This window comes from Streptomyces sp. E-08, from assembly GCF_049913095.1.
In the GTDB taxonomy this organism is placed as follows: Bacteria; Actinomycetota; Actinomycetes; order Streptomycetales; family Streptomycetaceae; genus Streptomyces.
The window spans coordinates 6,951,086-6,973,053 of the sequence record NZ_CP183971.1 but is presented as its reverse complement, the minus strand read 5'-3'; the positions used below and the strand labels follow the sequence as shown (position 1 = coordinate 6,973,053).

Below are 21,968 nucleotides of genomic sequence, written 5' to 3'. Positions count from 1 at the left end.
AGGGCAGGCGGCCCTGGGGGGTGTCTTGCCGATCCGGCCTGATCGACAAGACACCACCCCCTAGCGGTGGAGTAAGGCCCAGGACTTGGTGCCGCCGCCGGGCGTGAGGACGGGGGCGAGCCCCCAGTCCCCGCCGTGGGCGTCGACCGCCGCGGCCAGCAGCCACATGCTGCGGCTGCGGCGGTCGCGGCATGCCTCGGCCGCGTGGGGCGCGGCATGGGCCGGATGCTGGTCGTAGACGGTGATCCGCAGGGCTTCGAACTGCCAGCGGACGCGCAGGATCATCTCCCGGTCGGGGGTGAACCGGTAGGCGGCGGAGACGAGTTCGGAGGCGGCGAGGGCGGCCGTGTCGCAGAGGTCCGAGAGTCCGTGCCGGTCGAGGAGCGAGCGGATCGCATCGCGCGCGAGCCCGGCGCAGTAGGCGCCGCCCGGGAGCGTCATCGAGTAGCTGAGGTTCTCCGTGGCGGGAGGTATGGGCCCGGCCGCGGCGGCGGTCGGGAGGCAACGCAGGGCGCCCTTCATCGGTCTGCTCACATTTCCTGGTGCATGGGGGGTACCTGCACACGGTCACGGTAGCCCCGTGTGAGACTTGCGTGACCGACCGTAGCGCACGACCGGAGCACGGTGCTACCACTTGCGGGCACTCGTGCCATTTCGGCCAAAACGACGGCTCGCCCGGAGCCGTGGCGTCACGAGTGAGAGGGAGAGAGAGCGTGCCACCCAGGAGCAGCCCGACCGCGCGACAGCAGCGCCTCGGGAGCGAACTGCGCAGACTCCGCGAACAGTCGGGGATGTCGGCCCAGCAGGCCGCCGCTCTCCTGGGCGTCGACCGCACCCGCATCCCGAACATCGAGTCCGGCCGGTTCGGGATCAGCCCCGAACGCGTCCGCACCCTCGCCTTCAACTACGGCTGCCCGGACACCGGACTCGTCGACCTCCTCGCCGGCATGGCCCACGAACGGGACCGCGGCTGGTGGGAGGAGCACCGCGGACTGCTGCCGCCCTCGCTCCTCGACATCGCCGAACTTGAGTTCCACGCCTCGGAGTTGGAGACCTCCGTCACCACCCACATCCCGGGCCTGCTGCAGACCGAGGACCATGCGCGGGCGGTCTTCGACACCGCCGTCCCCGCCCTGCCCGGACCCGACCTGGAGGCCCGGCTCGCCCTGCGGCTGCGCCGCCAGCAGGTCCTGGACCGGGACCGGCCGGTGCGGTACGAGGCCGTGATCCACGAGGCCGCGCTGCGCATGCGGTTCGGCGGACCGAAGGTCACGCGGGCCCAGCTGGAACACATCCTGGCCCACACCGAGCGCGACACCGTCTCCGTACGCGTGATCCCCTTCGCCGCGGGGGGTTTCCCGGGGGCGGGCCAGTCGTTCACCTATGTGTCCGCGCCGGTGCCGCAGCTCGACACCGTCCAGCTCGACTCCTCCCACGGCTCGCTCCTGCTCGACACCGACATGCAGCTGCGCCGCTACCGCGGACTGCTGGACCGGCTGCGCGGACTCGCTCTGCCCGCGACCGAATCACGCGCGTTCGTCCGCGCGATATCCCAGGATCTGTGAAGGACCCCCACACCATGAACGTCACCGCCGACGCCCCCACCGCCCCGTCCGCCCCCGCCGCCCCCGCCGCCGCGATCGACTGGAACGAGGCTTTCTGCAGCGAGGGAGCGAACTGCTTCCGCTTCGGTCTCGACGGCTCCGGCCGGGCCTACATCGGCTCGACGCTCTCCCCCGGCGAGTACGTCAGCGACTCCGTCGAGGCACTCCGGGCACTCATCTCGGCGGTGAAGGCCGGCGCGGCCGATCACCTGCTCTGAGCCGCCGGGCGTCTCCGCTGCGTAGTCGGCACCACGGCCGAGGCATGCCGACAAGGACGTGACCTGCGTCTCCGGCACCCCGCCGGAGCAGCGCACATAACGGAACGTAACCGGACATCGCCGGGACGGGCTTGGCCGACGCCTTACGGAGCCTTAACCTACGGTCTCGTAACCTACGAATCCGTAGGTATGCCCGTATGCCCTTCTCCGTCCCCAGGAGTTCCCGTGACGCTCACCTCTCCCCACCTCGGCAGCTCGGCGGAGTGGACCGACGCGCGCCTGCTCTACGCGCTGGAAGAGGTCGTCGAGAAGGAGCTCAACCGGCACCTGAAGGTCACGAAGGACTGGATGCCGCACGAGTACGTGCCGTGGTCCGACGCCCGGAACTTCCCCGGCTTCTTCGAGGACGGCGAGGCCTGGGACCCGTCGCAGTCCAAGGTCACCGACATCGGCAAGATCGCCCTCGTCGTCAACCTGCTCACCGAGGACAACCTCCCGAGCTACCACCACGAGATCGCCAGCCTCTTCGGCCGCGACGGCGCCTGGGGCACCTGGGTGCACCGCTGGACCGCGGAGGAGGGCCGCCACGGCATCGTGATGCGCGACTACCTCCTCGCCTCCCGCGCCGTCGACCCGGACAAGCTGGAGCAGTTCCGGATGGCGCACATGAGCGAGGGCTTCGAGTCCGACAACCGGCACTCGATGCTGCACTCCGTCGCGTACGTGGCCTTCCAGGAGCTCGCCACCCGCATCTCGCACCGCAACACCGGACACCAGTCCGGCGACCCGGTCTGCGACCGGATGCTCAGCCGCATCGCGCTCGACGAGAACCTGCACATGGTCTTCTACCGGAACCTGCTGGGCTCCGCCTTCGAGCTCGCCCCCGACCTGACCATGCAGGCCGTGCGGGACGTCGTGGTCAACTTCCGGATGCCCGGACACGGCATGCCCGGCTTCGAGCGGGCGGCCGCGCAGATGGCGATCGGCGAGATCTACAACATGCGCATCCACCACGACGACGTCCTCCAGCCCGTCCTGCGCTTCCTCAAGGTCCTCCAGATCGAGGGCCTCGGCCCGGACGGCCTGCGCGCCCAGGAGGAGCTGGGGCTGTACATGAACGGCCTGGACAGCGAGGCCAGCAAGTTCGACGAGAAGCTCGCGGCCCGCAAGGCCCGGATGGCCGCGCGCGCGGCCGGCTGAGCCGGCCGCCGGCGCCGGAGCGGCCCGGCGGCTCAGCGGCTCTGCCGCTTGAGCCGCCCCCGCTCCTTCTCGGAGAGCCCGCCCCACACCCCGAACCGCTCGTCGTGGGTCAGGGCGTACTCCAGGCACGCCACGCGCCCCTCGCACGCCCCGCACAGCTGCTTCGCCTCGCGCGTCGACGACCCGGGCGCCGGGAAGAAGAACTCCGGTCCGGCCTGGGCGCACAGGGCGTTCTCGCGCCAGGTCATGTCGGGCTCCGGTGCGGTCAGTACGCTCGTGTAGGTCTGCATGCCGTACACACTGCCGCCGGGTCGTAAACGAGCCATCAACGTTCGATCAATGCGGCGCGCCGAGAGGTTTCAGCCCGTGACGCCCAGCGCCGGGAGGACCGTCTCTGCCACCCGGTACGCCTCCTCCAGGAGCGGGTTCCCGGACAGGATGAACGTGTCCACTCCCAGTTCCTGGTACTCCTTGAGCCGCTCCACGACCTGGGCGGTGGAACCAACGACGGCCGTGCCGGGGCCGGGGCGGAACAGGCTCATGCCGGGCCAGAGGTTCGGATGGGTCTCCAGTTCGCGCGCCCGGGCCGGCACCTTCCCGCCGTGCTGGCGGAACTGGCGCTGCCAGCCGACGCCGTCCTCGCCCGCGCGGTCGCCGAGCTGCCGGGCGTAGGTCGCCTCGCTCGTGACGTCCAGGAGCCGGTCGGCCGCGGCCCAGGCCTCGTCCTCGGTGTCCCGGACGATCAGGTGGAGCCGGAGCCCGATCCGGAGCGTACGGCCGTGGGCGGCGGCCCGGGCCCGGACGTGGTCGAGCTTCTCCTTCAGCAGGTGCGGGGGCTCGCCCCAGGTCAGATAGACGTCGACGTGCTCGGCGGCCATCTCGATGCCGGGCGCCGAGGAACCGCCGAACCAGAGCGGGACGTGCGGCGCCTGGACCGGGCGCAGGTCGCGGAAGGAGGCGCCGGCGCCCTTGAGGTCGTAGAACCGCCCCTTGTGGTCGAAGACCTCACCGGCCGTGAGGCGCTTCACGATCGACCAGTACTCGGCGCTCAGTTCGTACCGTTCGTCGTGCTCGACGTGCAGGCCGTACTCCCGCAGGGAGTTCGTCGACCCGTTGACGACGTTGAAGCGGAGCCGGCCGCCGAAGAGGTTGTCGAAGCTCAGCGCCATCTTCGCGAGGAGGGTGGGCGAGATCAGGCCCGGGTGGACGGCGAGCAGCGGCTTGAAGCGGGTGCTGGTGGAGGCGGCGAGCGCGGAGCCGAGCGGCCACACGTCGTAGAGGTCGGTGGCGAGAAGCGCGCCGGTGTAGCCGAGGCGTTCGACGGTCCCGGCGAGCTGCGTGAGATAGCCGAGGTCGACCGGGCGGCGGCCTTCGGGCTCCCACGGGTAGGCGCCTTCGCGCGGGATCACGTACCAGAGGACTTCGGGGGCCTGGTGCGTCATCGGCTCAGGCCTTCCGGGGCAGCGCGTCGGCGACGGTGACCGCGCGGTCCACGAATCCGGCGCGGTGGAAGATGTCCGCCGCCCGCTGCTGCTCGGCGATGAACTCCTCGGTGACCTCCTCGATGGTCCAGGGCAGGGCCTTCAGGGCGGTCTCCCAGTCCTCGACCGTGCCGCCCTGGTCGGCGGCGGCGATCTCGGCGGCCTCGCGCGGGTGGGCGGCGGCCCAGTCGTCGGCCCGCCGCAGCGCGCGGGTGAGCGCCTCGACGAGCTCGGGCCGCTGCTCGGCCAGGTCACGGCGGGTGAAGAAGACGGACCGGTCGCTGATGACGTCGCCGGTACGGATCAGGGTGCGCAGCCCGCCGGTGCGGCGGGCGGCGGCGAGCTCCGCCCCCTGCGCCACCCAGGCGGTGATCTCCCCGGCGCGGAGCCTCGCCTCGCTGCCCGAGTCTCCGCGTACGGGGGTGATGTCGGTGGCGTACGAGAGCCCGGCGTCGTCCAGGGCCTTGGCGACGAGGTGCGTCTGCCAGGAGCCGACGGCCAGGTGGACGGTGCCGCCCTTCAGGTCGGCGACGGTCCGGACCGGGCTGTCCTCGGGGACGAGGAGGGCGCCGTGGTCGGGGCGGGGCGCGGAGACGGCCGTGTAGACGATGTCGTGTCCCGCGGCCTGCGCGGTGACGGGCGGGGTGGAGCCGGTGCCGCCGAAGTCGATCGTGCCGTCGGCGAGATGGGCGCCGGTGCGGACCCCGTCGGTGTACGGGTGCCAGGTCACGGTCTCGCCGAGGGCGGCGAGCTCCTCCTCCGCGTAGCCGAGGCGGGAGAGGTGGTAGAGGGAGGGGTTGCTGCGGTGGACACCGATGACGACGGTCATGCGGGGGCTCCTTCGAGAGACGGGGTGGGGGCTTCTTCGGACGCGTGGACGCCGAGGTCGGCGAGCAGGCGGCGGCGCAGGGCCACGAAGGCCGGGTCGCCGGGGTCGCGGGGGCGGGAGACGGCCACGGGCTCGTCGGTGACGAGCCGGCCGTCGCGCAGCACGGCGACCCGGTCGGCGAGGCGCACGGCCTCGTCGACGTCGTGCGTGACGAGCAGGACGGCCGGCCGGTGGATCCGCCGCAGTTCGCCGACCAGGTCCTGCATGCGGAGCCGGGTCAGCGCGTCGAGCGCGGCGAACGGCTCGTCGAGCAGCAGGAGTTCGGGCTCGCGCACCAGGGCCCTGGCGAGGGCGACGCGCTGGGCCTCGCCGCCGGAGAGGGTGGCCGGCCAGGCGTCGGCGTGCCGCTGGAGGCCGACCTCGGCGAGCGCGCGCAGGCCGGTCGCCCGGGTCTCCGCGCCGCGCGGCAGCCCGACGGTGACGTTGGCGAGGACCTTCTTGGAGGGGATGAGCCGGGGCTCCTGGAAGACGACGGTGCGGGCGGCGGGGACGAGGGCCTCTCCCCCGTCGGCTCCGTCGAGGGCGCCGAGGATGCGCAGCAGCGTGGTCTTGCCGCTGCCGCTGGCCCCGAGGAGGGCGACGAACTCGCCGCGCCCGATGGTGAGGTCGAGTCCGTCGATGACGGCGCGGTCACCGAAGACCCGGCGCAGTCCCCGTACCCGTACGGCGGTCATGTCGTCCCTCCCGGTCCGGCTGCGCGCCAGGGCATGAGGGTCCGCTCCAGGCCACGGACGAGGACGTCGGCGGTGAGGCCGAGGAGCCCGTAGACGAGGATGCAGACGGCGAGGATGTCGGTGCGGGCGTAGCTCTGGGCCTGGGACATCAGATAGCCGATGCCCGCGGTGGCGTTGATCTCCTCGGCGGCGATCAGCGCGATGACGCTCAGCGTCATGGAGAGCCGCAGGCCGGCGAGGAGCGAGGGCAGGGCGCCGGGCAGGACGACCTGGCGGACGATCGCGAGCCGGCCGAGACCGAAGCTGCGCATCGCCTCGACGAGTTTGCGGTCGGTGCTGCGGACGCCCCCGGTGGTGGAGACGTACATCGGGAAGGTGGTGGCCACCGCGATGAGCAGGATCTTGGCGGTCTCGTTGATCCCGAACCAGACCATGAAGAGGGGGACGAGGGAGAGGAAGGGGATGGTGCGGAGGGTCTGGAGGGAGGAGTCGAGGAGCTCGTCCCCGAGCCGGGTGAAGCCGGTGGTGATCCCGAGGACGAGTCCGGCGGCGAGGCCGATCACCAGGCCGAGACCGGAGCGGGTGAGGGAGGTGGCGAGCGCGTCGGGCAGCTGCCCGTTGCCCCACAGTTCCCCCACCGCGTCGAGGACCTGCGCGGGCGAGGCGAGGACGTCGGGGGTGAGGAGACCCGTGGCGGATGAGGCCCACCACAGGGCGAGGAGGGCGAACGGGCCGAGGGCTCGGACGGTGACGGCGTAGGCACGGGGACGGGCGCGGCGGACCGGCGGGCGCGGCGCGACCAGCCCTTCCGTGCCCTCGTGTTCCTCCGTGGCGGCCGTCATGACAGCTTCTCGACGTCGAGGAGGTGGGCGGCGATGTCGACCTTCTCCGGAGTGACCTTCTGGTCGGCGTAGAACCGGGCGACGGTCTCGAAGCGCGTGATGTCCTCGGGGCCGATGGGGTCGACGGTGCCGCCCTTGCCGGTGAAGGCGATCTGGACGTCCCTGGCCTTGCCGGTGACGGCGGTGGGACCGGCGTCGGTGAACACGTTGAGGTAGGCGGCCGGGTCCTTCTTCTCCTTTGCGCTGTTCTCGTGAAGGTAGGCGTAGAGCGCCTTGACGATCTCGGGGTGCTCCTTCGCGAATCCCGAACGGACCGCGTTGAGGCTGTAGTTGTCGGAGCCGATGGCGGCGCCGTCGGCGACGAAGCGGGCCTTGCCGGCGCCGATCTCGGCGACGGCGTACGTGGACCAGACCGCCCAGGCGTCGACCTGTCCCGCGTTGAAGACGGCGGCGGTCTGGTCGGGGCGCAGATAGACGCGCTCGACCTTGTCCGCGGGGATCCCGGCCTTGGCGAGGGCCTTGAGGAGCAGGTACTCGCCGGTGCCGCCCTTGTTCACGGCGACCTTGCGGCCGACGAGGTCCTGGACGGAGGTGATGTCCGAGCCCTCGCGGACGAGGATGCCCTCGCCGACCGGATCGGGGTCGGTGGCGGTGAAGAAGGCGAAGCCGGGGCTCTGGGAGAGGGAGGCGATGCCGGAGGTGATGGAGCCGGTCGCGATGTCGAGCTGGTCGGCGTTCAACGCCTGGGCCGCCGGGGCGAAGGGGCCTGCGCTGCCGGTCCAGGCCACCTGGGCACCGACCTCGGCGAGAGCCTTGTCGAGGCTGCCGTCCTTCTTGCCGCGGGCGAGGACGCCGGCGTTGCCGGGGTCGGGGATGCGAACGGTGACCGTTCCCTCCCCGCTCCTGTTCCCCTTCGGGTCGCCTGCGGCGTCCGCACCGCCGCAGGCGGTGACGGTGGAGAGGGCGGCGAGGGCTGCCAGAGCGGCGAGCGGGGTGAGTGGGCGCATGGCGGTCTTCCTCCGGGGGCGGGACGGGTGCGGGGCCGGGGCGGCGGGTGCGGGGGCGAAGCGGGTGAGGGCGGGGCGGGGGGTTCGGCGCTTACGGGACGGGCCGGGCGGACGGTTCCGGCGCGGCTGCGGACGCGATCAGGCGGGCGCGGCGCAGGGGCTCCGGGTCGGCCCAGGCCCGTACGTCCACGGCCTCGGGCAGGAAGCCGTGGGCGCGCAGGGCCTCCTCCTGCCGGGCGAGCAGGTCGAGCCGGGTGCCGGACAGGTCCGGGTGGAGGGTGCGGTGGGTGCCGGGCCGGTAGGCGCCCGCGACTCCCTCGGCTCCCGCTCCGGTCTCGGCACCGAGGATGCGGGCGACCTCGGCGGGCTGGCCGGCGGCCCAGTCGGCGGCGCGGAGCAGGACGGAGAGGAAGCGCGCCACGAGCTCGGGGTGTGCGTCCAGGAGGTCCTGGTGGACGGTGAGGGGGCGTGGGGTGCCGTTGTTGACGCGGTGGACGGGGTCCGGGAGGTCGTCGAGCTCGACGGCCACCTCGGCACCGGCGCGGCGGGCCGCCTCGACGGCGAGGGCTCCCTTCACGTAGACGGCGTCGACCTCGCCGCGGCGCAGGGCGTCGAGACCGGCGGCCCACTGGCCCCGGTGACCGTCGGCCCGTACGTCGACGAGGACCGCGTCGCCGAGTCCGTACCCCGCCGAGGCGAGGACGCCCTCGAAGCCGCGCAGGGCCATCGCCCGCCAGAAGTCGATGGGCACGGAGTGGCGCGGCACGGCGAGCCGGAGTCCGCGCAGGGCGGCGGCCCCGCGCACCGGGGAGCCGGGGGCGACGAGCACCGCCTGGCGCTCCTCGATCCAGGTGAGCCCGACGAGCCGGGTGCGCTCGCCGCGTGAACGGGCCCACAGGGCGGGCACGTTGCCTCCCTCGCGGAAGAGCCCGGGCAGGGCGTGGGTGTAGTGGGTGGCGGGGTCGGCGCCGGGTTCGGCGTCCTGCAGCGAGCGGACGGCGATGCCGTCCGGGGCGAACTCCCCCGCGAGCCAGCCCCGGTCGGCGGCGACGCCGGTGGCGGTGGGGACGGGGCAGCGGGTGAACCAGAGCGTGTCGGGAACACGGGTGTACGTCATGGGGGCATCCCGGGGTGTGAAGGGTCGGGAAGGTGGCGTGGGACGGGGAGAGCGGACCTGTGGTCACGGCGTCCCCCCTCGGGGGCGGCGGAGGACCGGCGGGCGTCGGCCTCAGCGCGTCCGGCACGGAAGGCACGCACGGCACGCACGGCACAGAGGGCACGGAGGGTGCTCGAAGCGACGGAGGTGCTGGACGCGACGAAGGTGCTCGAAGCGACGAAGGTGCTGGACGCGCTGACCGTGTGGCCGGAACGTCACTGCCGGGCGCGTCGGCGCGGGCCGGGCGTGGAGTGGAGCCGGTGTGTCGGGCGAAGGCCGGGTGTCAGCGACAGCCGGTGCCGGCGACGCGCACCAGGTCGATGTGGCGGCGCCGGGTGAGGGCGAGTGGTGCGCGGAGGGCGCCCGGCACGTGTCGTGCGTTCATCGCGGGCCTGCTCCTTCCGGCTCGGTGCCGCGGTGGTGTGTTGGCCGGAACCTTGCCACGGTTGTTCCGCCGCCCACAACTCGACTCCCACGATGTGGGATTGCTTATGAACGGAGTGTTTCCGACCTCGCACCGAGCCCGATTCGGCTCCCGCCATGTGGGAGCGTGGGAGCCCGATCACCCACGGGGAGCGAACCCTATGACGACCGAGGCCGGCATCGCCCGACCCCCGGCGGGCGCCCAGGCGGTCCGCCGCGCACTGGACGTGCTGCACTGTTTCCACGACAACGGGCCCGACCTGAGCGCCTCCGACCTCGCGCGCCGGCTCGGCCTCTCGACCTCGACGGCGCACCGGCTGGCCCGCACCCTGCTCGGCGCGGGCTTCCTGGAGCAGGACGCCCGGACCGCGCGGTACCGGCTCGGTCCGGCGATGACCGAGCTGGGCCGCCTCTCGTACCACCAGCGCGGACTGCACCTGGCCGCGCCCGAGCTGTCCGATCTGGCCGAACGGACCGGCGCCACCGTCGACCTGGCGCTGCGCAGCGGCCCGCACGCGGTGATCGTGGCGGGCGGTTCGGTGACCCCGAAGGTGGGGCTGCGCCGGCCGCTGCACTCGACGGCGCTCGGGAAGGTGCTGCTCGCGTGGCCCCGGGCGGGCGAGGGCGGCCCGCGCTCACTGCCTCCGCTGTACGCGTTCACGGAGCGGACCATCGTCGAACCGCCCGCCCTGGCCGCCGAGTTGGCGCGCGTACGGGAGGCGGGGTACGCCCTCAACGACGGCGAGTCGGCCCTCGGGGTGCGGACGGTGGCCGTGCCGGTCCTGGAGCGCACGGGGCACGCGCGGTTCGCGCTCGCGGTCCGTGCGACCCCCGAGCTGATCACCGAGGCGCGGCTCGACTGGTACCTGGCGCAGGCGCGGTCCTGCGCGCGGGCCCTGGAGGTGCTGCTGCTCGCCCCGTCGGAGCGGCGGGACCCGGGCGAGCGGGCCGGGTAGCCCCGGGGCGTCCCGGACGGCTCCGAGATATCCGCACGGTCGTGCGTTCAGTACGATGGGGGCATGAGCGGCAGCACCGGAAGCGGGACCAAGACCGACGGACGCGTCGAGCGGGGCAACCAGACCCGGCGCCTCGTCCTCGGCCGGACGATGGACATCGCCTCGGTCGAGGGACTCGAAGGGCTGTCGCTGGGACGGATCGCGACCGAGCTGGAGCTGAGCAAGAGCGGTGTCTTCGCCCTCTTCGGCTCCAAGGAGGAGCTCCAGCTCGCGACCGTCAGGGCCGCCGTCGCCGTCTTCGCCGACCGGGTCGTCACCCCGCTGAAGGACGTGCCGCCGGGTGCGCGGCGGGTGCGCGAGCTGTGCCGGAACTGGCTCGCGTACTCCAAGGGGCGGGTCTTCGCGGGCGGCTGCTTCTTCTCCGCGGTCTCGGCCGAGTTCGACGCCCGTACGGGACCGGTCCACGACGCCGTCGCCGGGACCCGCCGCGACTGGACCGCGTACGTGGAGGGGACCCTGCGGGAGGCGCGCGCCGCCGGGGAGCTCGCCGGGGACCTGGACGTGGAGCAGCTCGCCTTCGAGGTGATCGCCCTCATGGAGACGGCCAACGCGCAGTCCGTGCTGTTCGGCGACCCCGGCGTGTACGCCCGCGCCGAGCGGGGCATCACGGCCCGTCTGCTCTCCTCGGCCACGGAGAAGGGCCGCGAGGCCCTGGCCGATCCGGCCTGACGGCGACGGCGGGGGCCGCCGCCCCCGCGGTCACACCGCCGGGCCGACGCCCTCGCGCGTCCTGACCGCAGGCTCCGTGACGGAACCGGCGGTCGCGAACGCCACCGCCTCGGCCACGACGTCGGGATCCGTGAGGATACGGCGGTGGCCGAGGCCACGGGTGACGACGAGCCGGGCCCTTTCGCCATGGGACCGGGCGAGGAACCGGGCCTGGGCGGGCGGCACCATGTCGTCGCCCTCATCATGGAACAGCAGGACGGGCGCGCCGAGTTCGTCCGGCGCGTGGTCGGCGCCGAAGCGGTCCCAGATGCCCGGCTCGCCCGGGGCCAGGCGCCGCTCGACGTACCCGCGCATGGCGCGGACCACCCTTTCGTCCAGGCCGAGTCCGGCCCGGAAGCCCTCCAGGAGCATGGCGAAGGAGCCGACGCCGCCGAGGCCCACGAAGCGGGCCGTGCGGACGCCGTCGCGGAGGGCGAAGAGGGCGGCGAGGACGCCGAAGGAGTGGGCGACGACGGCCTCGAAGTCACCGTGCCGGGCGCGCAACTCCCGGATGATCTCCCGGTATTCGACGATGTTGGTGGCCCTGCCGGGCGAGTCGCCGTGGCCGGGTCCGTCGAAGGCGACCGGGCTGCACCCGCGCGCGAGGAGCTCCTCGGCGAAGGCGCCGAGCCGCGAGGCGCGGGAGGACCAGCCGTGGACCAGCAGGACGGGCCGCCGGCCGTCGCCCCACGCGTAGGTGACGACCTCCTTGCCCCGCACATGGAGCGTGCCGGTGCGGGCGGCGGCGAGGAGCACCCGTTCCCCGGGTCTGACCTTCGCCCGGCCGAGGGGGCGGACGAAGAGGTGGAAGGCCCAGCGGCCGGCGGGGCCGGGGGCGACGCGTGCGGTGGCGTTCAGGGCGGTGCGGATGAGCGGAGCCATCGGGTACATGCCGGATCTCCTCGGTCGTCCTGCCTGTACGAAAATGCTAGCACGACCGTTCGTGTTGTTTTAGAGTGAACGGCGAGGGCCGGTGACGCCCACCCGGAGGCGTCCCGGCCCTCAGCCCTTCTCGTGACCCTCGGGCTCCTTCTTCGCCCGGCTCGGCTGCACCCGCTTCGGCTCACCCGGCATCTTCGGGTACTCCGGCGGGTACGGAAGGTCGCCCAGGCCGTGGTCCGCCTCGTCCCGCCGGGCCAGTTCGAGCAGCGACTCCAGACTGAACCGCTCGTCGTCCATGTCCGCGTGGACGTCGCCGGCCTCCGCGTACCGGGCGGGCATCGTCCTGATGTCGAAGTCCCGCGGCACGGCGTCGTCGATCTCCTCCCAGCGCAGCGGCGCCGACACCGGGGCATGCGGGCGTGGGCGTACGGAGTAGGCGGAGGCGATCGTGCGGTCCCGGGCCGTCTGGTTGTAGTCGACGAAGATCCGCTCGCCGCGCTCCTCCTTCCACCACTTGATCGTGACCCGGTCCGGCATCCGCCGCTCCAGCTCCCGGCCGCAGGCGATCGCCGCCCGCCTGACCTGGGTGAACGTCCATTCGGGGGCGATCGGCACGAAGACGTGGAGGCCCCGGCCTCCCGAGGTCTTCGGCCAGCCGCGCAGTCCGTGCTCGTCGAGGACCGCGCGCAGCTCGTGAGCGGCGCGGACGGCGTCGCCGTAATCCGTGCCGGGCTGCGGGTCGAGGTCGATGCGGAGCTCGTCGGGATGGTCGGTGTCCTCCCGGCGCACCGGCCAGGGGTGGAAGGTGACGGCGCCGAGGTTGGCCGCCCAGAGCACGGCCGCCGGTTCGGTGGGGCACATCTCGTCGGCCGACCGGCCGCTGGGGAAGGTGATGTGGGCCGTCGGGATCCAGTCGGGCAGGTACTTCGGTGCGCGCTTCTGGAAGAAGGACTCGCCGGTCACCCCGTCGGGGTAGCGCTCCAGGGTGGTGGGGCGGTTCCGCAGGGCGCGGGTGACCCCGTCGCCCACGGCCAGGTAGTACTGGACCATGTCCATCTTGGTGTAGCCGGGTTCGGGGAAGTAGACCTTGTCGGGGTTGGAGACCCGTACGGTCCGGTCGCCGACTTCCAGTTCCACCGCTGCCGCCTTGCCTGCCATGCCGGTCAGCCTAGGGCTCGCCGACAACTCCCGCATACCGGACAATCACCCCATGGATCTTCCGGTGATGCCGCCCGTGAAACCGATGCTCGCCAAGTCCGTGAAGCGGATCCCGCCCGGCATGCAGTACGAGGCGAAGTGGGACGGCTTCCGCGCGATCGTGCACCGCGACGGGCCGGAGCTCGTCATCGGCAGCCGTACGGGCAAGCCCCTCACCCGCTACTTCCCCGAGCTGGTCGAGGCACTCGCCGCCCGGCTGCCGCAGCGCTGCGTCGTCGACGGGGAGATCGTGATCGAGCACGACGGGCGGCTCGACTTCGACCGGCTCTCCGAGCGGATCCATCCGGCCGACTCCCGGGTCCGGATGCTGGCCGCGACCACTCCGGCCCGGTTCATCGCCTTCGACCTGCTCGCCCTCGGGGACGACTCGCTGCTCGACACCCCGCTGAGCGAGCGCCGGGCGGCCCTGGAGCGGATGCTCGACGGGGTCGACGCGCCGGTCCACCTGGCGCCGGCGACCCGGGACCCCGAGCTCGCCGCCCGCTGGTTCGAACAGTACGAGGGCGCCGGTCTCGACGGCGTGATCGCCAAGCCGCTCGACCTGGCCTACCGGCCGGACGCCCGCCTCATGTTCAAGATCAAGCACGAGCGGACGGCGGACGTCGTCGTGGCCGGATACCGCTTCCACAAGAGCGGGCCGGTGGTCGGCTCCCTGCTGCTCGGCCTGTACGACTCCGGAGGCGTCCTCCAGCACGTCGGCGTGTGCGCGGCCTTCACCGCCGCCCGCCGCGCCGAACTCGTCGAGGAGCTGGAGCCGCTCCGGATGGACCCCCCGGACGGGCACCCCTGGGCGGCGTGGACGGACGAGGCGGCGCACGAGGGAGCCAGACTGCCGGGGGCCCCGAGCCGCTGGTCGGGCAAGAAGGACCTGTCGTGGGTGCCGCTGCGGCCGGAGCGGGTCTGCGAGGTCGGCTACGACCACATGGAGGGGGACCGCTTCCGCCACACCGCGCAGTTCAAGCGGTGGCGCCCCGACCGGACGCCGGAGTCCTGCGGCTACGGACAGCTGGACGAGCCCGTCTCGTACGACCTGGCCGGGATCCTCACGTAGGCACGGGACACGGCGGCGGGGAAGGGGCCGGACCGCAACGTGATATGCCACACACTCGGCAGTCGGGAACCGCCCGCGCCCGCCGCGGGGTTCCGGGCGATACGCAAGGACGGTGCGCAATGCGTCCGCCGCCACCCGGCCCCGTACCTGCGGGAACGCCCCGCCGTCGGCCGCCCGCACCGGCCGGTCCGGCCCGCCCGGTCCCCCCGTGGCGTGATCCGCCGTTGCCCGGCCGCGACACGGCCGTGCCGGAACCCGTACCGCGATCCGGTACGTATGGAGAGGAGACCCTTCCGTACCCTCCCCGGACCGACTAGGACTGACCCGTGATCACCTCGCCCTCGCGCCTCGTTCCCGTCCCGATCCCCGACAGCGTGGCCGCGATGATCGGCGCCTGCCTGCCGCTGCACGTCCTCCAGGCCGAGGTCGACGCGGACTGCGCGGCGCGCGAGGTGTACCGCTTCCGTGGACCGCTCTGCGCGGAGGACCGGGCGGACCGCGAGCACGCCCTCGCCGCCCTCGCGCGCGCCAACAAGATCCTCGCCAAGCACCACCCCCGACTGCCCGTCACCCCCTGACGGGGGACGCCGTCCACCCTTGACGCGTACACCCGTTCGGCCGACCCCCTCATGCGTGAGGACAGCGCCGGTGTGACGCTGCGAGAGTGACCACGACCAGCGACGCAGCGCCCGCGCCCCCGGCCGCCACCGAGCCACCCGTGCTCGACAGCCGCCGCCGCAACATCGTCTTCGGCACGATCATGCTGGGCGTCCTCCTCGCCGCCCTCGACCAGACGATCGTCGGCACCGCCCTGCCCACGATCGTCTCGGACCTCGGCGGCGCCGCCCACATGTCGTGGGTGGTCACCTCGTACCTGCTCGCCGAGACGGTCGCGACCGTCCTCGTCGGCAAGTTCGGCGATCTCTTCGGCCGCAAGGTGATCTTCCAGATCTCCGCGATCGTCTTCATCACCGGCTCGTTCCTCTGCGGACTCGCCACCAACATGACGCTGCTGATCGTCTGGCGCGGCCTCCAGGGCATCGGCGCCGGCGGTCTGATGGTCACCTCGATGGCGCTCATCGCCGATGTGATCCCGCTGCGCGAACGCGGCAAGTACCAGGGCGCGATCGGGGCCGTGTTCGGTGTCTCGACCGTCATCGGCCCCCTGCTCGGCGGTCTGTTCACCGACCACCTCACCTGGCGCTGGGCCTTCTACGTCAACGTCCCCATCGCGATCCTGGTCGTCATCGCCGCCGCCCGCACGATCCCGTCCGTACGCTCCGCGAGCCGACCCGTCATCGACTACGCCGGCATCGCGCTGGTCGCCGTCGGATCCAGCGCCCTGATCCTGGCCACCAGCTGGGGCGGCAACGAGTACGCGTGGGGCTCCGCCGTCATCATCGGCCTCTTCGCGGGCGGACTCCTCGCGCTGGCGCTGTTCTGCTGGGTGGAGACCCGGGCGGCCGAACCCATGCTGCCCATGCGCCTCTTCGGGAACCCCGTCTTCACCGTCTGCTCCGTGCTCAGCTTCGTCGTCGGCTTCGCCATGCTCGGCGCGATGACCTTCCTGCCGACGTATCTGCAGTACGTCGACGGCGAGTCGGCGACCATGTCCGGCATCCGCACCCTGCCCATGGTCATCGGCCTGCTCATCGCCTCCATCTTCAGCGGCAACGTCGTCAGCAAGACCGGTCACTACCGGACCTTCCCGATCGTGGGCTGTCTGGTGATGGGCGTCGGCCTCTTCCTCCTCTCCCTCATGGGGCCGGACACCGGCACCTGGCTGGAGTCGCTGTACATGTTCGTCCTCGGCACCGGCATCGGCCTGTGCATGCAGGTCCTGACCATCGCCGTGCAGAACACCGTCGACTACGCCGACCTCGGCACCGCCACCTCCGGAGTCACCTTCTTCCGCACCCTCGGCAGCTCCTTCGGCACGGCCGTCTTCGGCACGATCTACGCCAACTCCCTCAAGCCCAACCTCACGGCGGGGATCGGCGAGGCCGCCGCCGTCGCCGGGAGCCTCGGCATCGACCCCGCCGGGATCGCACAGGCCGCGCAGAACCCGGCCGGGCTGCACTCGCTGCCCGACCGGGTCGCGGAACCGATCGTCCAGGCCTACGCCGACACCCTCCACACCGTCTTCCTCTGGACCGTGCCCGTCGCCGCCGTCGGCTTCGTGGTCGCCCTCTTCCTCAAGCAGGTGACGCTCCGCGACTCGGCGCGCGCCGCCGCCCCCGACATGGGCGAGGGCTTCAGCTCCCCCACCGCGACCGGCGACTCGGAGAAGCTCCTCGAACTGGCCGTCGGCCGCATCCTGCGCCGCACCGACTACGAGACGGCCCGGTCGATCGTCGCCGCCTCCGACACCCGGCTCGACACCGCGGGCGCCTGGGCGGTGATGCAGGTCGAACTCTTCACACGGACGGTCGGGCACGCGAGCCTCGGCCTGATCTCGGCCGGACGGCGGGTGCCGCCCGAGGTGCTGCTGCCCGTCTTCGAGCGGATGGTCGACGAGGGGTTCCTGACCCGCGACGGCAACCTGCTCTCCCACACGGCGGCGGGCAAGCGGGAGGCGGACGTGATCACACACGCCTGGGGCGACTGGCTCTCCGACGTCGTCGCACAGGAGCGCGGCCGGCCCACCGGGCCGGAGCTGCGGATGGCGACGGACGCCATCGCCAAGAGGATCGTCGCCGAGGACCTCGCGAGCGGACTCCCCCGGGGCCGGGTGACGGCGGGCGCGGGGGCTCGCTGAGCGTGCGGCTTCGGCGCGGGGGGCCGCCGGTCCGGTTACTCGATGAAGTCGCCGTCCACGTACACCCACGCACCCTCGTGCCGGGCGAACCGGCTCCGCTCGTGCAGGGAGCCCGGTGCGCCGCCGTGGACGTAGCGGGCCGTGAAGGTGACGGTGCCGTGCTGATGGAAGGCGGTGCCCTCGCCGGTCTCCTCGATCTCCAGGCCCGCCCAGCGCATCCCGGGATCGAAGTCGACCTCGCCCGGCCGGGTCTCCGGCGCCCAGGTGCGCAGCAGGTAGGCCTCGTCGCGGACGACGAAGGCGCTGTAGCGGGAGCGCATGAGGAGCTCGGCGGTGGGCGCCGTACCGCCGGTGCCCGCGTGGAAGCGGCCGCAGCACGCGCCGTACGCGGCGTCGAGACCGCAGGGGCAGGGCGAGGCCGCGGTCACGGCGGGCTCGGGGGCGCCCTGGGCCGTACGGGAGGCCGGGGACGTGCGGGGGCGGGTCTTGCGTCGGGACATGGCGTCATTGTCCCCCACTCCACGCGAGGGGCGGGCGCCCGGCATGTGGACGCCCGCGTGGACGACGGCCCGGAATCCCGCTGCTCAGCGGGCTCGTCCGAGTAGCGTACGAGCATGAAACTGACGATTCTCGGAGGCGGCGGATTCCGGGTGCCGCTGGTGTACGGCGCCCTCCTCGGCGACCACGCCGAGGGGCGGGTCACCCACGTCACCCTCTTCGACCTCGACGAGGGGCGGCTCTCGGCCATCGCGCGGGTCCTCGCGGACCAGGCGGAGGGGGTGCCGGACGCGCCGGCGGTGACGGCCACGACGGACCTCGACGAGGCGCTGCGCGGCGCGGACTTCGTGTTCTCCGCGATCCGGGTCGGCGGTCTGGAGGGGCGGGCCGCCGACGAGCGGATCGCGCTCGACGAGGGCGTGCTCGGCCAGGAGACGGTGGGCGCGGGCGGCATCGCGTACGGGCTGCGGACCGTTCCCGTCGCCGTACGGATCGCCCGGAGGATCGCCGAACTCGCCCCCGACGCCTGGGTCATCAACTTCACGAACCCGGCCGGACTGGTCACGGAGGCGATGTCCCGGGTGCTCGGCGACCGGGTCGTCGGCATCTGCGACTCGCCCGTGGGCCTCGGCCGCCGGGTCGCCCGCATCCTGGGCGCGAACCCGGACGAGGCCTGGATCGACTACGTGGGCCTCAACCACCTGGGCTGGCTGCGGGGGCTGCGGGTCGGCGGCCGGGACGAACTGCCCCGGCTGCTCGCCGACGAGGAGGCGCTCGGCTCCTTCGAGGAGGGCCGGCTGTTCGGCCCGGAGTGGCTGCGCTCGCTCGGCGCGGTCCCCAACGAGTACCTGCACTACTACTACTTCAACCGGGAGGCGGTCCACGCCTACCGGACGGCCGAGCGGACGCGCGGGGCGTACCTGCGCGACCAACAGGGCGTGTTCTACGAGGAGATGAACAAGCCCGACACGCCGGCCCTCGCCACCTGGCACCGCACGCTCGCCGACCGGGAGGCGACCTACATGGCCGCCAACCGGGAGGCCGCGGGGATCGGGGACCGCGACGAGGAGGACCTGGAGTCGGGCGGCTACGAGAAGGTGGCGCTCGCGCTCATGCGGGCGATCGCGCGGGACGAGCGGACGACCCTGATCCTCAACGTGCGCAACGGCTCGACGCTCTCCGTGCTCGACGCGGACGCGGTGATCGAGGTGCCGTGCTTCGTGGACGCGAACGGCGCCCACCCGGTGTCGGTGGACCCGCTGCCGTACCACGCCGTCGGTCTGGTGACCGCCGTGAAGGCGGTGGAACGCGAGGTCCTCGCGGCGGTGGAGAGCGGCTCGCGGGCGACGGCCGTCAAGGCCTTCGCGCTGCACCCGCTGGTGGACTCGGTGGCGGTGGCCCGCCGCCTGGTGGAGGGCTACACGGCGGAGCACCCGGGACTGGCCTGGCTGCGAAGCTGACATGGCCGAACGGCGAACAGACGGCTGACGAACACCTTTACGAGGTCGGGGGCGCGGCCTAGGCTCGCGCCCCATGACCTCACAGAACAAGGGCGTTCGACGTGCGGTGGCCCGCCTCGCCGCGGTCTGTCTGCTGGCCGCCGGCCTGGTGGGAACCGTGCCGGCGGCCGCCGGGACACCCGCGTCCGGTGAGGGGCCGGCCGTCGTGCCCGTGCAGACCACCGGTCCCGCCGACCACCGGTTCAACCTGGTGTTCATGGGCGACGGATACACCGCAGCGGAGATGCCGGCCTTCCGCGCGGACCTGGAACGGCACCTGAACACCCTGTGGAGCATCGAGCCCTTCGCCTCCTACCGCTCGTACGTCAACGTGTGGGCGGTGGAGGCCCCCTCGGCGGAGTCCGGCGTCGACTGCGACCCGGGGCTCTCCGCCCCCGCCCGCGACACCGCGCTCGACATGGGCTTCTGGGGCGGCTGCGACCCGGACAGCGTGCAGCGGCTGCTCACCGTCGACAGCCGGAAGGCCGCCGCGCTCGCGGACCTCGTCCCCGGCACGAGCCGCGCCAACCGTCAGATCGTCGCCCTCGCCCACAGCGACACCTACGGCGGCGCGGGCGGGAGTTACGCCACGGCTTCCGGCGGCAACGCGCTCTCCTCGCTCATCACCCCGCACGAGATAGGGCATTCGCTCGGCGGCCTCCAGGACGAGTACGACTACTACGCGCGCGGCGTCCCGGGCGCCGCCTACGAAGGCTCCGAACCCTCCTCCGCCCACCACACGCTCCTGACGGAGCGCCAGATGCGGGAGCAGCAGGCCAAGTGGTGGCGCTGGCTGGGCGAGGAGAGCGAGTCCGGCGGTGTCATCGGCCGCCACGAGGGCGGCATGTACAGCACGCGGGGCGTGTGGCGACCGAGCCGGCACTCCCTCATGAAGACCCTCGGCTACGCCTTCGACCAGGTGGAGCGCGAGGTGATGGTCCGGGCGATCTCGGCCAAGGTGAACCTGGTCCAGGACCACACCCCGGACACGGCGCCGATCGGGGCGGACCGCACGGTGTGGGTGGACACGCTCCACCCGGTGGGCGGCGCGCTCGCGGTGAACTGGATGCTGGACGGGCGGAGCCTCGACACCCGCGGCGCCCGCACCGTCGACCTGCGGAGGCTGCGGGTCTCCCCCGGCACGCACACCCTGACGGCGACGGTCACCGACCCGACCCCCTTCGTCCGCGACCCGGCCGTCCGCGCCTCGGCGGCGCTCACCCGGACCGTGCGCTGGACGGTGGACACCTCGCTGACGACGGTCCGGGGCCCGGAGGCTCCCGGTTTCACCGGGCACACCCCGACCGGGTCCCCCGTCGGCGCCCGGAGCGTCGTCCATGCGGACACCACGCACGCGGCGGACGACACCCCCGCCGTGCGCTGGCGCCTGGACGGGCGCCCGGTCGCCACGTACGACCACAACGACCGCGACCTGGACCTCCGTTCGCTGCGGATCGCTCCGGGGACCCACACCCTCACGGCCCGTCTCGCGGGCACGGACGAGGAGTTGAGCTGGACGGTGGACGCCCGCCCGGCCGCGGCCGCGTACGAGCTGTCCGAGCCGCTGCGCACGGTACGGCGTCCCGGGCACCCGGTGGAGTACGTCTACGACGGCGCGTTCACGATGCGGCTGACCGCGCGGGACGACCGGGAGGGCGCCGTGGTCAGCCAGTTCAGGGTCGACGGCGACGGCTGGTACACGTACTACGGCTGGCCGACCGACGCCGGCGCGCCGTTCCGCTTCTCGCCGGGCGGCACGGTGATCGACGACCTCGTGTACGGGAAGCTGGGGCGCAGCCGCGCGGTGCCGTGGGACGACGCGACCCCGGACTACGGCACGCACACCGTCGAGTACCGCACGATCGACGCGGCCGGCAACATCGGCCGGCCCGGGAGCTTCCTGGTGACCCTGGTGAAGCCGTAGGGAACGCGAAGGGGCCCGCCCGGCATCGCCGGGCGGGCCCCTTCGCGTACGGATCGGGGTCAGGGCTTGCGTGCCACCGCGGCCCACCCGGGGATGGGGTCGTCGCCCTGGACCGGAACGGGCACGCCCAGCTCCGGGTGCCACTCGGCGGTGAGCGAGACCCCGGGCTCCACGAACTCGAGCCCGTCGAAGAACGCGGCCAGCTCGTCGCGCGAGCGGGGCCGCAGAGTCAGCCCACGCGCCTTGTACATGGCAGCCGCCTTCGCCGCTCCCTCGGGGTCGAAGTCCCCGGTGACGTGGGAGAGGACGAGGTAGCTGCCCGGCGCGAGCTTCTCGACGATCTTGGAGACCAGGTCGTACGCGCCGTCCTCGTCGCCCACGAAGTGCAGCAGGGCGAGCATCGACAGAGCGATGGGCTGGTCGAAATCAAGGACCTTTCCGGCCCTTTCGAGGATGACCTCGGGCTCCCGGGCGTCCGCCTGGATGTACTCGGTGGCCCCCTCCGGGGTCGAGCGCAGCAGGGCGGCCGCGTGCGCGAGCACGATCGGGTCGTTGTCGCAGTAGACGATGCGGGAGTCCGGCGCGGCCTCCTGCGCGATCTGGTGCAGGTTGGGCTCGGTCGGGATGCCCGTGCCGACGTCCAGGTACTGCCGGACGCCGTGGGCGCTGAGCCAGCGGATGGCGCGGTGCATGAAGGCCCGGTTGACGCGGGCCATGTCACGGCCCCGGGCGTCGACGGTGAGCAGCTGCCGCGCCATCGCCTCGTCGACCGGGTAGTTGTCCTTGCCGCCCAGGAACCAGTCGTACATCCGCGCGGGATGCGGCTTGCTGGTGTCGATGCTCTGTCCGCTCTTTGGGGCTGCGGGGTCCTGGGTCATCGGCTCTCCTGGTCGGGATGAACGGGCGGCACTGCAACAAGA

General features: G+C 72.8%; 23 protein-coding genes. 10 read left to right on the top strand and 13 right to left on the bottom strand.

The features are described 5' to 3' along the window. Positions 1–60: 60 nt before the first annotated feature. Positions 61–534, bottom strand: coding sequence for an ATP-binding protein (locus tag ACN9MM_RS32080; RefSeq protein ID WP_426367212.1), 474 nt, complete (start codon positions 532–534; stop codon positions 61–63). Between the two features lie 179 nt (positions 535–713). Here ACN9MM_RS32080 and ACN9MM_RS32075 point away from each other — a divergent pair, with 179 nt between their 5' ends. The 3 genes from ACN9MM_RS32075 to ACN9MM_RS32065 all read left to right on the top strand — a co-directional run bounded on the left by ACN9MM_RS32075 (position 714) and on the right by ACN9MM_RS32065 (position 3,022). Next, entirely contained in the window at positions 714–1,565 is an 852-nt protein-coding gene (locus tag ACN9MM_RS32075; protein WP_426367211.1) for a helix-turn-helix domain-containing protein, read from the top strand. 14 nt (positions 1,566–1,579) lie between these two features. Continuing rightward, on the top strand, positions 1,580–1,822 hold the full coding sequence (locus ACN9MM_RS32070; protein WP_426367210.1) for a hypothetical protein: 243 nt from the start codon (positions 1,580–1,582) through the stop codon (positions 1,820–1,822). Between the two features lie 225 nt (positions 1,823–2,047). Next, on the top strand, positions 2,048–3,022 hold the full coding sequence (locus tag ACN9MM_RS32065; RefSeq protein ID WP_426367209.1) for an acyl-ACP desaturase: 975 nt from the start codon (positions 2,048–2,050) through the stop codon (positions 3,020–3,022). Positions 3,023–3,054: 32 nt separating this feature from the next. On the opposite strand, the gene ACN9MM_RS32060 is transcribed toward ACN9MM_RS32065, so the two are convergent. From ACN9MM_RS32060 to ACN9MM_RS32025, 8 genes are all read right to left on the bottom strand, one after another. Beyond that, a complete protein-coding gene (locus ACN9MM_RS32060; protein WP_382871859.1) occupies positions 3,055–3,312 on the bottom strand; it encodes a WhiB family transcriptional regulator in 258 nt (85 codons plus the stop codon). Between the two features lie 69 nt (positions 3,313–3,381). Beyond that, a complete protein-coding gene (locus ACN9MM_RS32055) occupies positions 3,382–4,464 on the bottom strand; it encodes an LLM class flavin-dependent oxidoreductase (protein WP_426367208.1) in 1,083 nt (360 codons plus the stop codon). Between the two features lie 4 nt (positions 4,465–4,468). After that, on the bottom strand, positions 4,469–5,332 hold the full coding sequence (locus tag ACN9MM_RS32050; protein WP_426367207.1) for an ABC transporter substrate-binding protein: 864 nt from the start codon (positions 5,330–5,332) through the stop codon (positions 4,469–4,471). Beyond that, positions 5,329–6,066, bottom strand: a complete 738-nt coding sequence (locus tag ACN9MM_RS32045; protein ID WP_426367206.1) for an ABC transporter ATP-binding protein — start codon at positions 6,064–6,066, stop codon at positions 5,329–5,331. Before ACN9MM_RS32045 ends, ACN9MM_RS32050 begins: the two co-directional genes overlap by 4 nt. After that, positions 6,063–6,908 carry an ABC transporter permease gene (locus tag ACN9MM_RS32040; protein ID WP_426367205.1) on the bottom strand — a complete coding sequence of 282 codons (846 nt, stop codon included), beginning with the start codon at positions 6,906–6,908 and terminating at the stop codon, positions 6,063–6,065. The genes ACN9MM_RS32045 and ACN9MM_RS32040 overlap by 4 nt, the downstream gene beginning before the upstream one ends. Beyond that, the gene (locus ACN9MM_RS32035) at positions 6,905–7,915 is read right to left on the bottom strand and encodes an ABC transporter substrate-binding protein (protein WP_426367204.1); all 1,011 of its coding nucleotides are present in this window, start codon (positions 7,913–7,915) and stop codon (positions 6,905–6,907) included. The genes ACN9MM_RS32040 and ACN9MM_RS32035 overlap by 4 nt, the downstream gene beginning before the upstream one ends. Positions 7,916–8,006: 91 nt before the next feature. After that, entirely contained in the window at positions 8,007–9,032 is a 1,026-nt protein-coding gene (locus tag ACN9MM_RS32030) for an ABC transporter substrate-binding protein (protein ID WP_426367203.1), read from the bottom strand. A gap of 322 nt (positions 9,033–9,354) precedes the next feature. Beyond that, the gene (locus ACN9MM_RS32025; protein ID WP_383788040.1) at positions 9,355–9,456 is read right to left on the bottom strand and encodes a putative leader peptide; all 102 of its coding nucleotides are present in this window, start codon (positions 9,454–9,456) and stop codon (positions 9,355–9,357) included. A 199-nt stretch (positions 9,457–9,655) separates the two neighbouring features. Between ACN9MM_RS32025 and ACN9MM_RS32020 the strand changes: the two genes are divergently transcribed. Together ACN9MM_RS32020 and ACN9MM_RS32015 are read left to right on the top strand one after the other, a co-directional pair. Next, entirely contained in the window at positions 9,656–10,450 is a 795-nt protein-coding gene (locus tag ACN9MM_RS32020; protein WP_383669409.1) for an IclR family transcriptional regulator, read from the top strand. A 63-nt stretch (positions 10,451–10,513) separates the two neighbouring features. Then, positions 10,514–11,179 (top strand): TetR/AcrR family transcriptional regulator, encoded by a 666-nt coding sequence (locus ACN9MM_RS32015; RefSeq protein WP_426367202.1) that lies wholly within the window; start codon positions 10,514–10,516, stop codon positions 11,177–11,179. 30 nt (positions 11,180–11,209) lie between these two features. Here ACN9MM_RS32015 and ACN9MM_RS32010 read toward each other — a convergent pair whose 3' ends face one another. Together ACN9MM_RS32010 and ligD are read right to left on the bottom strand one after the other, a co-directional pair. Then, a complete protein-coding gene (locus ACN9MM_RS32010; RefSeq protein ID WP_426367201.1) occupies positions 11,210–12,109 on the bottom strand; it encodes an alpha/beta fold hydrolase in 900 nt (299 codons plus the stop codon). A 111-nt stretch (positions 12,110–12,220) separates the two neighbouring features. Next, entirely contained in the window at positions 12,221–13,258 is a 1,038-nt protein-coding gene (ligD, locus tag ACN9MM_RS32005) for a non-homologous end-joining DNA ligase (protein ID WP_426367200.1), read from the bottom strand. A 52-nt stretch (positions 13,259–13,310) separates the two neighbouring features. Between ligD and ACN9MM_RS32000 the strand changes: the two genes are divergently transcribed. The 3 genes from ACN9MM_RS32000 to ACN9MM_RS31990 all read left to right on the top strand — a co-directional run bounded on the left by ACN9MM_RS32000 (position 13,311) and on the right by ACN9MM_RS31990 (position 17,127). Further along, entirely contained in the window at positions 13,311–14,369 is a 1,059-nt protein-coding gene (locus tag ACN9MM_RS32000; protein ID WP_426367199.1) for an ATP-dependent DNA ligase, read from the top strand. 383 nt (positions 14,370–14,752) lie between these two features. Beyond that, complete coding sequence (locus tag ACN9MM_RS31995; RefSeq protein ID WP_221518607.1) at positions 14,753–14,947, top strand: hypothetical protein; 195 nt, start codon at positions 14,753–14,755, stop codon at positions 14,945–14,947. Between the two features lie 86 nt (positions 14,948–15,033). Next, positions 15,034–17,127, top strand: a complete 2,094-nt coding sequence (locus tag ACN9MM_RS31990; protein ID WP_426367198.1) for an MDR family MFS transporter — start codon at positions 15,034–15,036, stop codon at positions 17,125–17,127. Positions 17,128–17,162: 35 nt separating this feature from the next. On the opposite strand, the gene ACN9MM_RS31985 is transcribed toward ACN9MM_RS31990, so the two are convergent. Beyond that, entirely contained in the window at positions 17,163–17,627 is a 465-nt protein-coding gene (locus tag ACN9MM_RS31985; protein ID WP_426367197.1) for a YchJ family protein, read from the bottom strand. Between the two features lie 114 nt (positions 17,628–17,741). Here ACN9MM_RS31985 and ACN9MM_RS31980 point away from each other — a divergent pair, with 114 nt between their 5' ends. After that, complete coding sequence (locus tag ACN9MM_RS31980; RefSeq protein ID WP_426367196.1) at positions 17,742–19,085, top strand: 6-phospho-beta-glucosidase; 1,344 nt, start codon at positions 17,742–17,744, stop codon at positions 19,083–19,085. A gap of 73 nt (positions 19,086–19,158) precedes the next feature. Beyond that, on the top strand, positions 19,159–21,048 hold the full coding sequence (locus ACN9MM_RS31975; protein ID WP_426367195.1) for a M64 family metallopeptidase: 1,890 nt from the start codon (positions 19,159–19,161) through the stop codon (positions 21,046–21,048). 59 nt (positions 21,049–21,107) lie between these two features. Here ACN9MM_RS31975 and ACN9MM_RS31970 read toward each other — a convergent pair whose 3' ends face one another. Beyond that, on the bottom strand, positions 21,108–21,926 hold the full coding sequence (locus ACN9MM_RS31970) for an SAM-dependent methyltransferase (RefSeq protein ID WP_426367194.1): 819 nt from the start codon (positions 21,924–21,926) through the stop codon (positions 21,108–21,110). Between the last annotated feature and the right edge of the window lie 42 nt (positions 21,927–21,968).